The sequence below is a fragment of the Pedobacter immunditicola genome, assembly GCF_037482985.1.
GTDB classification, from domain to species: domain Bacteria; phylum Bacteroidota; class Bacteroidia; order Sphingobacteriales; family Sphingobacteriaceae; genus Pedobacter; species Pedobacter immunditicola.
The window spans coordinates 339,141-353,974 of the sequence record NZ_JBBHKC010000001.1; the positions used below are offsets into that span (position 1 = coordinate 339,141).

Consider the following 14,834-nt stretch of genomic DNA (forward strand, 5'->3'; position numbering starts at 1 on the left):
ATTAAGTTAAACCATAAAACAAAGGGCATGGATAACCAATCAGATCTGGCAGAAGAATTAATCTCCAAATTCGGTTTTTCCACTTTTACCCGGCAGGCTACTGTTGATGGGTTGCTTACTTTATGGGTTGAAAAAGCGCAGGTTACTGAAGTGCTTTCTTATCTCAAAAACAGCTGTAATCCCCCTTTTGACTTTTTGTACGACCTTTGCGCTATTGATGAGCGGAGCAGGATCAAATTGAATGGAACACCTGCGGCCGACTTTACCATTGTTTACCACCTGCTTTCCTTTAAAAGGAATGCCTTTCTCCGCCTGAAAGTTGCCTTATCCGGCGAATTTCCCGACATGCCTTCTATCAGTTCCTTATGGAAAAATGCCAACTGGTATGAACGGGAAATCTATGATATGTTCGGCATTAATTTCAATGGCCACCCTAATTTACGGCGTATCCTGATGCCGCTTACCTGGGAAGGTCACCCTTTAAGAAAAGAACACCCTGCAAGGGCAACAGAACTCGGCCCCTTTAAACTTTGGGATGAAAAAGAAAACCTGGAAATGGATGCGCTGCAATTTCGTCCTGAAGACTGGGGGCTGAAAAGACATAGCCAGGACGCTGATTTTATGTTCCTCAACCTTGGTCCGCAACACCCGGGAACACATGGAGTGCTGCGGATCATTCTCCAGCTCGATGGGGAGGATATTGTTGATGCCATTCCGGACATTGGTTTTCACCACCGGGGTGCCGAAAAAATGGGCGAACGGCAATCCTGGCATACTTACATTCCCTATACTGACCGGATTGATTATTTGGGTGGCGTCATGAATAACATGGCCTATTTACTGGCGGTGGAAAAGCTTGCCGGCATTGAGGTGCCAGAAAGGGTAAAAGTCATGCGCATTATGTTATGCGAACTTTTCCGTATCGCTAGTCACCTGGTGTGGTATGGTACTTTTGCCCAAGACCTTGGGCAGCTATCCCCGGTGTTTTATATGTTCACCGACAGGGAGAAAGTATTCAATATTGTAGAAGCAATATGTGGCGACAGGATGCACCCCAACTGGTTTAGGATAGGTGGTGTTGCACAGGATCTGCCAAAAGGCTGGGACAAACTGGTGAGTGATTTTGTGGCTTATTTTCCTAAAAGATTACGAGAATACAACAACCTGGTGATGCGCAACAGCATCTTTAAAGCCCGTACGGTAGGCATTGGCGTCTATACCCTTGAGGAAGCAATTGAATGGGGAGTAACAGGGCCTGGATTAAGGGCTTGTGGCTTTGAATGGGATTTTAGAAAGAAACAACCTTATTCAGGCTATGAGAATTTTGATTTTGATATTCCTACGGCACAAAATGGCGATTGTTATGACCGGGCAGTGGTGAGGGTGGAAGAGATGTGGCAAAGCTTGCGGATTATTGATCAATGCGTAAAAAATATGCCTGAAGGAGCTTATAAAGCTGATCACCCTTTAACGACACCGCCTCTGAAAAAAAATACCATGAAGGACATAGAAACTTTGATCACTCATTTTTTGAATGTGAGCTGGGGGCCGGTTATCCCGGCAGGTGAAGCCATGAGCTGTATAGAAGCCACAAAAGGCGCCAATAGTTATTACCTCAGCAGTGACGGTAATACATCCCCTTATCGGGTAAGGATCAGGACACCGTCTTTTCCCCACATGCAGATGTTGCCCTATATCAGCAAGGGTTATACCGTGGCAGATTTACTCTCCATTTTGGGAAGTATGGACTATGTGCTGGCAGATATTGACCGTTAAAATTAGAAGAGGATGCTATCAACTCAAGAAATAAGCAGGATAAATAAAGAAATTGCTTTGGTTCCGGTGCGCAAAGCGGCATGTATTGAGGCTTTGAAAATTGTGCAGGAAGGCAGGGGCTGGATTTCAGATGAAAGCCTGGGAGAGATAGCCGCATACATGGAAATGTCTGCTGAAGAATTGGATAGTGTCGCCACTTTTTACAACCTGATTTTTCGTAAACCTGTAGGCAGGAACATCATTTTAATCTGCGATAGCATCAGTTGCTATGTGATGGGCTATGAAAAACTATATGAACACCTGCAGGAACGCCTGAACATTAAATTCGGGCAGACTACACCCGATGCGAGGTTTACCCTGTTACCTAATGCTTGTCTCGGTTGTTGCGACCATGCCCCGGCAATGATGGTCAATCATGATTTATATAAAGACGTCACGATAGCGGAACTCGATGCGATTTTACATCAGTATAAATAATCAGATCAATATAAGTCAGATCATGGTCTTAAAATAATAATCAATGGAAACGCCCCTTACACAGCATATCAGCGCTAACCACCCTGCTTTTCATCTTCGCGATTATGAGAAGGTGGGTGGTTACCAGTCTGTGCACCGGGCGCTAAAAATGATGAACCCCGAGGAGATTACCCAACTGGTACAGGAATCAGGTCTTAAAGGGCGTGGTGGTGCAGGTTTCAATACTGGAATGAAATGGAGCTTCGTGCCGATGAACGACAGCACGCAAACTAAATACCTCATTTGCAATGCGGATGAAATGGAACCGGGAACATTTAAAGACCGCTTGCTGCTCGAGGGTAATCCACATCAGCTGATCGAAGGAATGATCGTTTCTGCCTTTGCCATTCAGGCCGGTCAGTCGTACATATTTTTGCGCTGGGCGTATAAAAAAGCAGCAAGGCTCATTCGCCAGGCCATTGATGAGGCTTATGCCGGCGGTTACCTTGGTAAAAATATTTTAGGCAGCGGGTTCAACCTGGAGATGCACTTGCATACGGGTGTGGGCCGTTACATGTGTGGTGAAGAAACAGCCTTGTTAAATGCCCTTGAAGGCAAACGGGCTACGCCACGCACAAAACCACCGTTTCCTCAGGTGAGCGGTTTATTTGGCAAGCCTACCATCGTCAATAATGTGGAGACGCTGTGTAATATTCCCCATATCATTAATAATGGCGCAGATTGGTTTAAGGGACTGGGTGTGGGGCCAGATGCAGGGACAAAACTGTACGGCATCAGCGGCAGGGTTAATAAACCTGGAATATGGGAACTGCCTATAGGCACCACCATGCGGGAGCTCCTGGAGCATCATGCCGGTGGCATGAAAGCGGGTTATCAATTTCGTGGTGCACTGCCCGGGGGCGCTTCTACAGATTTTCTGGTGACTGAGCACCTGGATGTAAAAATGGATTATGTGTCTGTTGCTGCTGCGGGGAGCCGTTTGGGAACAGGAACCATGATTATTCTCGACGACAAGACCTGTCCGGTTGGCTTTGTCCATAACCTGGAACATTTTTTTGCGCAGGAATCCTGTGGCTGGTGTACACCCTGCCGCGAGGGTTTACCCTGGACGGAAAAATTGCTGCTCTCGATAGAAAAAGGAGAGGGGCGACTGGAAGACCTTGAATTATTGGAAATGCATACCAAGTTTCTGGGACCTGGTCATACTTTTTGTGCCCTGGCACCGGGAGCGATGGAGCCGCTGCAAAGTGGCCTTAAGTACTTTAGAGCTGATTTTGAACAGCATATTAACGAAAAAAAATGTCCGTGGAGGTGATACGCAATGGCAATCATTTATATAGACCATCAGCCTTACGAAGTGCCAGCAGGAAAAAATCTGTTGGAAACTTGCCTTACGCTGGGCTTTAACCTGCCTTATTTTTGCTGGCATCCCGCCATGGGTTCTGTCGGTGCCTGCCGGCAATGTGCCGTTAAGCTTTTTAAAGATGAAACCGACAGCAACGGCCGACTGGTAATGTCCTGCATGGAATCTGCGAAGGACAATATGTACTTGTCGGTGAATGACCCCACGGCAAAAGCTTTTCGCGCGGAGGTTATTGAATGGCTGATGACGAACCATCCGCATGATTGTGCCGTATGTGATGAGGGTGGTTCCTGTCATTTGCAGGACATGACCGTGATGACTGGCCATACCTATCGCCGTTTTCAATATAAAAAGCGCAGCTATCGTAACCAATACCTGGGTCCGTTTATTAACCATGAAATGAACCGGTGTATCCAATGTTATCGCTGTGTAAGGTATTATAAAGACTATGCAGGTGGCAAGGATCTGGATGTTTTTGCTGCGCATCACCATGTTTATTTTGGCAGGGCAGCCGATGGTGTGTTGGAGAGTGAATTTAGTGGAAACCTGGTAGAAGTTTGTCCGACAGGCGTTTTTACCGATAAAAGCCTCAAAGAGCATTATACCAGGAAATGGGATATGACAATGGCACCTTCAATTTGCCAGCATTGCAGCCTGGGGTGTAATATTATTGGCGGAGAAAGGTATGGTGAACTCCGCCAGATCACCAACCGCTTTAATGAAGCCGTGAATGGTTATTTTCTATGCGACCGCGGTCGCTATGGCTATGAGTTTGTCAACAGCATTAACCGGGTGCAAAAACCTTTAATTCGTGCTCATGTTCCCGATGCTACAGATAAACGGGGATTGTTTATTCACTTAAGGGATATCCTGCTAAACAATAAACTCGTTGGTATAGGCTCGCCAAGGGCATCGCTGGAGAGTAATTTTGCCTTAATGCAGCTGGTTGGAAAGGATAATTTTTACCAGGGCGTTCCTGAGAAGGAAGCAGCGCTGATGGACAGTATTATCGGCATCTTAAATTCAAACCAGGTTTATACACCTTCCTTAAAGGAAATGGAAAATGCGGATGCGGTATTAATTTTAGGGGAGGACGTAACCAATGCTGCTCCGGTAATGGCATTGTCACTCCGTCAGGCGGTTAACAAAAAGCCTTTTGCAAATGCACAGCAGATCGGGATTCCTTCCTGGCATGATGCCGCGCTGCGGGAATATGCACAGCAAGATAAAGGGCCGCTTTTTATCATCCATCCTACGGCTACTAAGCTGGATGAAATTGCGCAGGGTAGCTTTCACCTTCCTCCTGATGAGGTAGCCCGTGCAGGATTCGCTATCGCCCATGCGTTGAATAATAGTGCTCCTGCTCCAGCGGATCTGAGCGAGGAGACGGTAAAAATGGTACAGCAAATAGCTGAAGTATTGAATAATGCCGAAAGGCCATTGATCATTGCAGGTGCCAGCCTGGCTAACCCGGAGCTGATTCATGCTGCGGCCAATATCGCCCTTGCACTTCAAACGGAGCAGCGGAAAGCATGGTTGAGCTTTGTTGTTCCGCAATGTAATTCCATGGGACTGGCCATGATGGAAAGGCCGGGAATGGGCAGGGCTGTAGAAGCTTCAGTACAACAGGAAGCGGAAACCGTGATTATCCTGGAGAATGATCTTTATCGCCACCTGCCTAAAGACGAAGTCGATAGTTTCCTCGGCCATTTTAAGGAAATCATTGTACTGGATCACCTTCATCATGAAACGACCAATAAGGCTTCGGTGTTGATACCCACAGGTACTTTTGCCGAGGCCGATGGAACTTTGATCAATAATGAAGGAAGGGCACAGTGTTTCTTCCAGATTTTTATGCCAAAAAACGACAACCTGCGCGAAAGCTGGCGATGGCTGGATGAATTCAGGCAGTTTAAAAACGGAGTGGAGCTGGAATATCTTCGTCCGCCGGGGGATCTGATGGCTGAATTGGTTGCCAGTATGCCCCAGTTCAATGGTGCAGAAACCGTAGCACCACCACCGGATTTCCGTATTGCCGGTCAGCGGATACCAAGGGAGCCACACCGTTACAGTGGTCGTACGGCCATGTTTGCCAATATCAACGTGAGCGAACAAAAACCACCTGAGGATCCTGATTCGCCTTTGTCTTTCACCATGGAAGGTTATAAGGGAACGCCACCTGCAACCTTAACGCCATTTTTCTGGGCACCGGGATGGAATTCTGTGCAGGCGGTAAATAAATACCAGGTTGAAATCGGCGGACCATTAAAAGGCGGTCATACCGGCAAGAGACTATTTCCAAACGCTTATGCCAAGGAAACGGCGTATGAGAACCACATTCCACCTGCTTTTGAAGCCACAGCGGCGGAATGGTTGATCATCCCTTTACCACATATTTTTGGGACTGAGGAACTGAGCATCTACAGTCCTGGCATTGCGGAAAGATCCCCTAAACCTTATATAGCCATCAGCAGGCATGATGCTGAAAGTTTAGCGATAAGTGAAAATGAGGTGCTGCAATTACAGCTTGCTCCCCTTCATCCGATGCAGACCGTACCTGCGTCATATTACCAGTTACCGGTACACATCAAAGATGAACTTCCAGCTGGTGTAGCAGGAATTCCTTATCAAATTTCTGGCCTGCATGGGATTGCCTGGCCAGCAAAAGGCACATTAACAAAGGCATTATGAGCATCGTTGTAGAATATATCCTGATGATTGTCATTGTGTTGTTTGCACTGACCACCATAGCTGCCTGGCTGATTTGGGTGGAGCGGCGGATGCTTGCCCTTTGGCAGGACAGGTACGGACCAAATCGTGCCGGTCCTTTTGGTTTGTTAATTGTGGTTGCAGATACCATCAAGCTGTTTTTTAAGGAGGACTGGATCCCTCCATTTGCAGACAAAGCTATTTTTGTGGTGGCCCCAACAATCATAGCGGCGACAGTATTAATGAGTTTTGTGGTCATTCCTTATGCACCCGGTATTTTAATTGCGGACCTGGATATTGGCCTGCTATTTTTCCTGGCCATGTCATCCCTAGGCGTATACAGCATCGTGTTGGGTGGCTGGGCCTCCAACAATAAATATTCCTTGCTGGGTGCCTTAAGGGGCGCTTCACAGATGATCAGTTATGAAGTTTTTATGGGCCTGTCTTTAATGGGTGTAGTGATGCTTTCGGGTTCTTTCAGGCTTTCTGATATTGTATATGCACAAACTGAATACTGGTTTATACTCACGCAACCCGTTGGTTTTGTCATCTTCATGATTGCTGGAATAGCGGAAACGCATCGTTTGCCTTTTGATATTCCGGAGGCCGAAAGTGAACTTGTTGCTGGTTTTCATTCCGAATATTCGGGGATGAAGTTTGGAATGTTTTTTATCGGTGAATACCTGGGGATTACACTCATCTCTGCGATGGTGGTGACCTTATTTTTCGGCGGATGGTTAGGACCGGGGTTCCTGCCACCCCTGGTGTGGTTTATCCTGAAGACATTCGTTTTTATCCTGTTCTTCGTATTGCTGCGTGCTTCTCTTCCCCGCCCGAGGTATGACCAGCTGATGGAATATGGCTGGAAAATATTATTACCTGTAGCCTTATTGAACTTATTAGTTACAGGCGGAATTGTATTGATGATGACTAAATAAAATTTGACGACTATTAAATAGGGAAACCATGATCAGTTTGTTAAGAACCATAGGACTCACCTTTTTGCACATGTTCAGAAAGCGGGAAACCATCCAGTATCCGGAGGAGAAAATAGTTTTACACCCGCGGTGGCGGGGACGGATCGTTTTGACCCGCGATCCGGATATGGCGGAGCGCTGCGTGGGCTGTTATTTATGTGCTGCCGCCTGTCCGGTGGATTGTATTTCCTTACAGGCCACAGAAGATGAAAATGGGAGGAGGTACCCTGAGTTTTTCCGGATCAATTTCTCCAGGTGCATCTTTTGTGGTTATTGCGAAGAGGCTTGTCCGACCTACGCTATCCAGCTCATTCCAGACTTTGAGATGGCTGAATTTAATCGCCAGGACCTGGTATATGAAAAGGAGGACCTGCTGATCGACAGTCAGGGTAAATATCCCGGTTACAATTATTATAAAGTTGCCGGACTTGATGTTGGTGTAAAGGGTAAGGGGGAAGGTGATAATGAGGATCCACCGGTTGATATACACAGTTTACTGCCATAAATAGGGAAAGCAACATTTTAAATATGGAAGCAATATTTTATATCACCGCTTTGGTCACCATCCTGTCTACCGTTATGGTCATTACCAGGAGTCATCCTGTACATGCACTGCTGTACCTTGTGATTTCATTTTTAGGCCTTTCCGTGATCTTTTTCCTGCTTGGTGCAGCCTTTGCGGCCTTATTGGAAGTGATTATCTATGCAGGTGCCATTATGGTGCTTTTTATCTTTGTGATCATGCTGCTGAACCTCGGCAAGGATACCGATAAACGAGCGCAGGATTGGCTGAAGCCCAGGGTGTGGGTTGGACCGGCAATTTTAACGGTTATACTTTTTGCAGAAGTTTTTTACCTGATTACGGTGGTGTCTCAACCTGCTTTTAACCTGCAAACGGTAGATCCGAAAGCGGTGGCTATTTCTTTGTTCAAGCCCTATCTCATTGGTGTTGAGCTTGCTGCTATGCTTTTAATGGCTGGTGTAGTCGGCGCTGCGCACATTGGTCAACATAAGAAGCTAGTGCTTCACCGCTTTTTAAAGGAAGAGGAGGAGGTGGTATGAATTCCTCCATATCAATAGAAATGGTCATGTTGATGGCGGGGGTATTGTTTGTACTGGGCATTGCCGGTGTCATTATCCGCAGGAATATCATCTTTATGCTGTTGTCGGTAGAGATTATGCTCAATGCTGCGGCTTTAGCTTTTGTTGCTGCAGGATCGCATTGGGGAGAACCCGACGGACAAGTGATGTTCATATTTATTCTGGCCATGGCTGCAGCTGAAGTTTCGGTCGGACTGGCACTGATCCTGCAAATTTACCACCAGCATAAATCACTGGATATCGACAAGTTGAAAGAGATGAAAGGATAATATATGGAAAACCTGTTATGGCTTCTTCCGGCATTGCCCTTAGCCGGTTTTTTGATACTATGCCTTATAGGCAAAGGTTTGTCCCGTTTTTGGATGTCGGTGATCGGAACGGGCAGCGTAAGCTTGTCGGCTCTTGTGCTATCGCTCATCGGAATCAACTTTTTAACCAATCCACCACCGGGGGGATATTATTCGCAGACCTTATGGACCTGGATGCAGGTAGCTGATTTCAATCCTGAAATTACCTTGTACCTGGATGCACTTTCCCTCGTGTTTGTGTTTGTGATCACTTTTATCGGTGCCCTGATCCATCTTTACTCGGTGGGTTTTATGGCGGATGATAAAGACTATTCCCGCTTTTTTGCCTGTATGAACCTGTTTGTATTCTCCATGTTGCTGCTGGTTTTAGCGGATAATTTATTGTTGCTTTATTTGGGTTGGGAGGGCGTAGGTTTATGTAGTTACCTCCTTATCGGATTTTGGTACGAGAGTCCGGCCAATGGTGACGCTGCCCGCAAAGCTTTTATCATTACCAGAATAGGGGATACGGCAATGGCCATCGGTTTATTCGTTCTTTTTTATCAATTTGGAACGCTTGTTATAGCTGAAATTTTAGCTGCGGCGCCTGTATTGTGGCAACAGGGTGCTACCATTGCCACTGTTACCGCTTTATTATTGCTAGCGGGCGGCATAGGGAAATCAGCGCAACTTCCCCTGCAAACATGGCTTCCGGATGCTATGGCGGGTCCATCTCCTGTGAGCGCCTTAATTCATGCCGCTACCATGGTTACTGCAGGGGTTTACCTGATTGCGAGGATGCATGTGATTTTCCAGCTTTCGCCTGTAGCCCAATTGGTCGTTGCCATTATCGGTGCAGCAACTTTACTCATTGCAGGGTTTAGTGCCTTAACGCAATTTGATATCAAAAGGGTACTGGCCTATTCTACCATGAGCCAGATCGGGTATATGTTCCTGGCACTGGGCCTTGGTGCATGGTCTGCAGCAATTTTTCACTTCATGATCCACGCTTTCTTTAAGGCCTTGTTATTTCTGGCAGCAGGAGCGGTGATCGAAGCCTTGCACCATGAACACAATATGTTTAAAATGGGCGGTTTGAAGAACAAACTTCCCGTTGTTTTCTGGACCTTCCTTATTGGCGCTGCTTCACTGGCAGCGCTCCCGCTGATCAGCGCCGGCTTCTATAGTAAAGACCAGATCCTCTGGTATGCATGGGCAAGTGAAAACGGCAGTCCTGTATTTTGGCTTCTTGCTTATATAGGCGCATTCATTACGGCTCTTTACACCACCAGAATGGTAATCCTAACCTTTTGGGGCGAATCTAAAACTGCTGTCGGGCATCATCCCGGCAGACTCATGACGGTGCCATTGATCATTTTGGCTTTCTTCTCTGTTTTTGCAGGTTTTATGGAGTTGCCTCATAACTTCGGGCACGTCACTCTTTTTTCTGATACCCTGCAAAATGTATTGCCGGCGACGGTGTTGAAGGGCGGTATTCCCGCAGAATGGCTATTCCAGGCCCTTGCCTTCGTGGCCACTTTTGCTGGCGTTTACCTGGCCTACGTTTTATACAGTAAACAGCAGCATCGTCTGGAACAATTAAAACAAAACGCTTTACTCGCGAATTTACACAGGCTTTGGTATGCGGGCTGGGGTTTTGATAAGTTATACCAGATCCTGATCGTAAGGCCATTTGTATACATTTCGCAGGTGAACAAAAATGATATCGTTGACAATCTATACCATGGCATTACCCAAGTTACGGTACGTCTTTACAGGTCTTTATCCTATACACAATCCGGCTCATTGAGGTGGTACGTGATGGGATTGGTTATTGGAGCAATCATTATACTCGGCATAGAAATCATATTATGATATTAGTTTATCTCATCGGTTTATTAATGGTTGGTGGCCTGCTGGCGCTGGTCCTCGGTTATTTCGACGAAAACCTGCCTCGCTGGACAGCCCTGATCACGCTGATCGTCGGGTTTATGACCCTGATCAATTTCTGGATCGGCCATTATAAGAATATTGATTTCAATATTCCCGACAGCTGGATTACCGGCTATCAGCTGGATTGGATACCTTCCTTTGGTGTAAGTTTTCATGTTGCTATTGATGGGCTAAGCCTGCTGCTGCTGGTACTCACTTTTTTTCTGGGTATTTTAGCCGTATTGAGTTCCTGGAAGGAGATTAAGGAAAGGGTGAGTTTTTACTATTTCAACTTGCTTTGGCTCTTGGCTGGTGTTGCAGGTGTATTTATGGCGATGGACTTGTTCCTGTTTTACTTTTTTTGGGAAGTGATGTTGATCCCCATGTATTTCTTAATTGGCATCTGGGGCAGTGAAAACAGAGAGTACGCGGCATATAAGTTTTTTATCTTCACCCAAACCAGTGGATTAATGATGCTTTTATCGATCCTGGGTCTCTATTTTATCCATGGCGATCAGACGGGCATTTATACTTTTAATTATTTTGAATTGCTGGGAACGGAATTGAATCCTGTTATTGCTTTTTGGCTGATGATGGGATTTATATTTGCCTTCGCCGTGAAGTTACCGGTTGTCCCTTTACATTCCTGGTTGCCTGATGCGCATAGTGAAGCGCCTACTGCAGGAAGTTTAATTCTGGCGGGCCTGCTGTTGAAAACTGGTGCTTATGGCTTTTTACGGTTTGTACTTCCCTTATTTCCAGATGTTGCAAGAGAGATAGGTCCGCTGGCGATGCTGCTAGGGGTAATTGGAATCATTTACGGAGCTGTTCTTGCCTTTGCGCAGACAGACCTCAAAAGGTTGGTGGCCTATACCAGTGTGAGCCATATGGGTTTTGTATTGCTCGGGATTTTTGCTTTTAATGAATTAGCCTTACAAGGGGTAGTGATGCAGCTGGTTACCCATGCCATCAGTACAGGTGCCTTATTTATCATCGCCGGGATGATCAAGGAAAGGCTGCATACCCGTGACATCAACCAGATGGGAGGGCTTTGGACACAAATGCCTCAAATGGGTGCTGTAGCCATCATCTTTGCAATGGCTTCCTTAGGGCTGCCCGGATTAGGAAATTTCATCGCCGAGTTTTTGATTTTATTAGGGGCTTTCCAGGTAAGTGTTGTTTTTACCATTATTGCCACCCTCGGTCTTGTCTTTTCTGCCATTTATGCCCTGCGCATTTTACAGAAAGTGTTTTTAGGAAAAATGGTGCGGTCTGGTGTTCAGCTCTTTGATTTTTCATCAAGGGAAATATTGGTCATGGCAGCACTCACCGTCACTATTGTATGGCTGGGCTTGTACCCTCAACCAGTGATCAACACGGCAAGGCCTGTAATCAACAACATAGAAAAGTTATTTCCTACTGTAAATGAAAATGTAAAGAACGTTAAATAAGGATCTTATGTCAGGTATTGATTTATTCCATTTTTCGCCATTGATATTGTTAGCTGCTTCCTCCGTGCTGGTCATGTTATTGATTACCCTGAAACTTAGTCACAGGGCTATCCAATTAAGCAGCCTGCTGCTATTTGCTATTTCCTTTTTTTCGCTGTTCTTCCTTCAGCAGGACCTTCCTTATTTCATTGAACCTTTATTTGTGATCGACAGTTTTTCCTTGTTCATCATGGGGCTGATCATCTTTTCAAGTTTTGTGGTTAATATCTTGTCTTACATCTATTTTGAAGAAAAGGAAGAAAGCCCCAAGGAGTATTATGTGTTGCTGTTTTTATGTACACTTGGTGCCTGTGTGTTGTCGGTAAGCAAGCATTTTGTTTCTTTGTTTCTCGGACTGGAAATCCTGACTGTTGGCTTATATGGTTTGATCTCCTATCTGCGTTACAGAAATCACAATATTGAAGCGGGAATAAAGTACCTTATTCTTGCTGCTTTCTCTTCTGCTTTTTTACTTTTCGGAATGGCCTTGATTTACCTTGATACCGGAAGCATGGAGTTTTCTACAATCGCCAGAAATATCGTCGAGCTTTACTCTCTGACACCTATTTTTCTTGCTGGTTTAGGGATGATGCTGGTTGGCTTAGGGTTTAAATTAGCAGTGGTCCCATTTCATATGTGGGCAGCTGATGTTTACCAGGGGGCGCCTACACCGGTCACCGCCTTTATTGCCACTGCCTCTAAAGCCGGTGTTCTGGTTGTTTTGTTCCGCTTTTTTGTGATGATTGATAGTTTCCGGTTCTCCAGTGTGATGTTGATATTTACGTTTACGGCAATAGCGTCTATGGTGGTTGGCAATTTACTCGCCTTGCAGCAGCAGAATGTTAAACGTATTCTCGCTTATTCCTCTATTGCACACCTGGGTTATTTGCTGGTGGCTTTTATTCCGGGTACTTTGTTGAGCCTGCATGCAGTCAGTTTTTATCTGGCAGCTTATTTCATCAATATTTTAACTGCTTTTGGTATCCTGACTATTTTATCCACGAAGGATAAAGACACAGAGGAGATTGAAGATTTTAAAGCGTTGTTCTGGAAACACCCGGTATTGGCCTGCATTTTTAGTGCTACTTTGCTATCCCTTGCTGGCATACCCCTTACCGCTGGTTTTATAGGGAAATTTTACATTCTTGCGGCAGGACTTGGGGGAGGTTTTTTACTGACGGTTGTCGTGTTGGTACTCAGTAGTGTAATTGGTTTATACTATTATCTGCGGATCATCACCACCATGTTTCGCGGTCAAGGGGAAAGCTTTATTAAAGAAAAAAAAACGCTGCCCGTTTTTTATGTGGTCAGCGTTTTAGTTTTATCCGGATTAACCCTGTTAATGGTTTGGTTAGGACTTTATCCTTCCGGATTGATGTATGTGATAGAAAGTTTACAACTCACGAATTGATGCTGCTAAAGCCTGGCGGAAATCTTCCATTAAATCTTCTGTATCTTCAATTCCGATGGATAATCTTACCATGGAATCAGGTATGCCCATTTCAGCCCTGCGTTCTGCACCAAGTTCAAAGAAGATGGTATGTGCCACAGGGATGGCAAGTGTTCTGGTGTCACCTAAATTACTTGATTTAACAACTAGTTTTAAGCGGTTCAGGAACGCAAAACAATCAATGCCATCCTTTAATGAAAAGCTCATTAATCCGCCATAATGTTTAAAAAGGTCTGTAGCCATCTGGTGTTGCGGATGGTCTGCTAAACCGGGATAATAAACTTTGCTCACCAGTTCATGTTTTTCGAGGAAGTGGGCCAGGGTATTTGCGTTATGGCAAGCTCTGCTTAGCCTTAAAGCAAGGGTTTCTGCACCCACGGAAATCGTATGAGCAGCTTCCGGTGATAATGTTCCGCCACCGTCGCGTAAGCCTCTTTTTCTAATTTGAGTGATACCCAGCATCTCTGGCTTGATCTGTTCACGTAATACCGGTGCAATGTTAGGATAGGCAGTCCAGTCAAATTTTCCCGTATCTGTTACACTTCCACCGAGTGCATCACCATGTCCGCCAATATATTTTGTTAATGAATTGATGACAAGGCTGGCTTGCACCGTAACGGGGCAAAATAAGTAAGGGGAGGTCATCGTATTATCGACAACATATACCAGTCCTTTAGCGGTGCAAAAATCACCTATAGCTGCTAAATCTGCAATTTGCGTTGCAGGATTAGCAATTGTTTCCACAAACACCATTCTGGTGTTTTCCTGGTAGGCAGCTGCGATATTATCAACATTTGTGGCATCTACGAAAGAAAAGGACAAACCCAGGTCTTCAAAGGTTTGCATAATGCTTCTCGAATTACCAAAAAGGAATGAACTGGCAATGATGTGGTCACCAGATTTAATCAATGCCTGGATCGTTGCCGTAATGGCCGCCATTCCTGTTGAAAAAGTAACAGTGGCCTTACCTTGCTCCATTTGCGTAACCTTATGTTCCAGGGCAGTAGTGGTAGGGTTTCCCTGCCTGGAATAGGCATAGCCTTTCTCCTTATTTTGAAATACGTTTACCAATCCTTGTACATCATCAAAGCCCCAGGTAACAGAAGTGTGAACGGGTTGGTGTAAAGCACCAAATTCTGGTTTGAGCAGACGGTCTGAATGAAGTATGGTAGTGGTAAATCCTTTGTTCTCTTTCATTGTTCAATATATAATTCGTTAAAAGTGCTTATTATTATTGAAAATTGGAACAAAATTATGGGAGTGTTGTAAAAA

General features: G+C 45.4%; 12 protein-coding genes. 11 read left to right on the forward strand and 1 reads right to left on the reverse strand.

What is annotated here, in order from left to right; genetic code table 11:
• Genes nuoC through WG905_RS01530 form a run of 11 tightly spaced genes read left to right on the forward strand, consistent with a single transcriptional unit; the run spans position 1 to position 13,523 of the window.
• On the forward strand, positions 1-1,776 hold the full coding sequence (nuoC, locus tag WG905_RS01480) for an NADH-quinone oxidoreductase subunit C/D (RefSeq protein ID WP_339590127.1): 1,776 nt from the start codon (positions 1-3) through the stop codon (positions 1,774-1,776).
• A gap of 12 nt (positions 1,777-1,788) precedes the next feature.
• Positions 1,789-2,253, forward strand: a complete 465-nt coding sequence (nuoE, locus tag WG905_RS01485; protein WP_339589916.1) for an NADH-quinone oxidoreductase subunit NuoE — start codon at positions 1,789-1,791, stop codon at positions 2,251-2,253.
• Between the two features lie 43 nt (positions 2,254-2,296).
• On the forward strand, positions 2,297-3,568 hold the full coding sequence (gene nuoF, locus WG905_RS01490; protein WP_339589917.1) for an NADH-quinone oxidoreductase subunit NuoF: 1,272 nt from the start codon (positions 2,297-2,299) through the stop codon (positions 3,566-3,568).
• A 6-nt stretch (positions 3,569-3,574) separates the two neighbouring features.
• Positions 3,575-6,307 carry an NADH-quinone oxidoreductase subunit NuoG gene (gene nuoG / locus WG905_RS01495; protein ID WP_339589918.1) on the forward strand — a complete coding sequence of 911 codons (2,733 nt, stop codon included), beginning with the start codon at positions 3,575-3,577 and terminating at the stop codon, positions 6,305-6,307.
• A complete protein-coding gene (gene nuoH, locus WG905_RS01500; RefSeq protein ID WP_339589919.1) occupies positions 6,304-7,263 on the forward strand; it encodes an NADH-quinone oxidoreductase subunit NuoH in 960 nt (319 codons plus the stop codon). The genes nuoG and nuoH overlap by 4 nt, the downstream gene beginning before the upstream one ends.
• 28 nt (positions 7,264-7,291) lie before the next feature.
• Positions 7,292-7,807 carry an NADH-quinone oxidoreductase subunit NuoI gene (gene nuoI / locus WG905_RS01505; protein ID WP_339589920.1) on the forward strand — a complete coding sequence of 172 codons (516 nt, stop codon included), beginning with the start codon at positions 7,292-7,294 and terminating at the stop codon, positions 7,805-7,807.
• Between the two features lie 23 nt (positions 7,808-7,830).
• On the forward strand, positions 7,831-8,364 hold the full coding sequence (nuoJ, locus tag WG905_RS01510; RefSeq protein WP_339589921.1) for an NADH-quinone oxidoreductase subunit J: 534 nt from the start codon (positions 7,831-7,833) through the stop codon (positions 8,362-8,364).
• Positions 8,361-8,672, forward strand: coding sequence for an NADH-quinone oxidoreductase subunit NuoK (nuoK, locus tag WG905_RS01515; RefSeq protein WP_339589922.1), 312 nt, complete (start codon positions 8,361-8,363; stop codon positions 8,670-8,672). The genes nuoJ and nuoK overlap by 4 nt, the downstream gene beginning before the upstream one ends.
• A 3-nt stretch (positions 8,673-8,675) precedes the next feature.
• Positions 8,676-10,565 (forward strand): NADH-quinone oxidoreductase subunit L, encoded by a 1,890-nt coding sequence (gene nuoL, locus WG905_RS01520; RefSeq protein ID WP_339589923.1) that lies wholly within the window; start codon positions 8,676-8,678, stop codon positions 10,563-10,565.
• Entirely contained in the window at positions 10,562-12,073 is a 1,512-nt protein-coding gene (nuoM, locus tag WG905_RS01525; protein ID WP_339589924.1) for an NADH-quinone oxidoreductase subunit M, read from the forward strand. Before nuoL ends, nuoM begins: the two co-directional genes overlap by 4 nt.
• A 7-nt stretch (positions 12,074-12,080) precedes the next feature.
• Complete coding sequence (locus WG905_RS01530) at positions 12,081-13,523, forward strand: NADH-quinone oxidoreductase subunit N (protein ID WP_339589925.1); 1,443 nt, start codon at positions 12,081-12,083, stop codon at positions 13,521-13,523.
• On the opposite strand, the gene WG905_RS01535 is transcribed toward WG905_RS01530, so the two are convergent.
• Positions 13,506-14,759, reverse strand: a complete 1,254-nt coding sequence (locus WG905_RS01535) for a cystathionine gamma-synthase family protein (RefSeq protein WP_339589926.1) — start codon at positions 14,757-14,759, stop codon at positions 13,506-13,508. The two genes, WG905_RS01530 and WG905_RS01535, sit on opposite strands and share 18 nt — an antisense overlap.
• Positions 14,760-14,834: the final 75 nt, after the last annotated feature.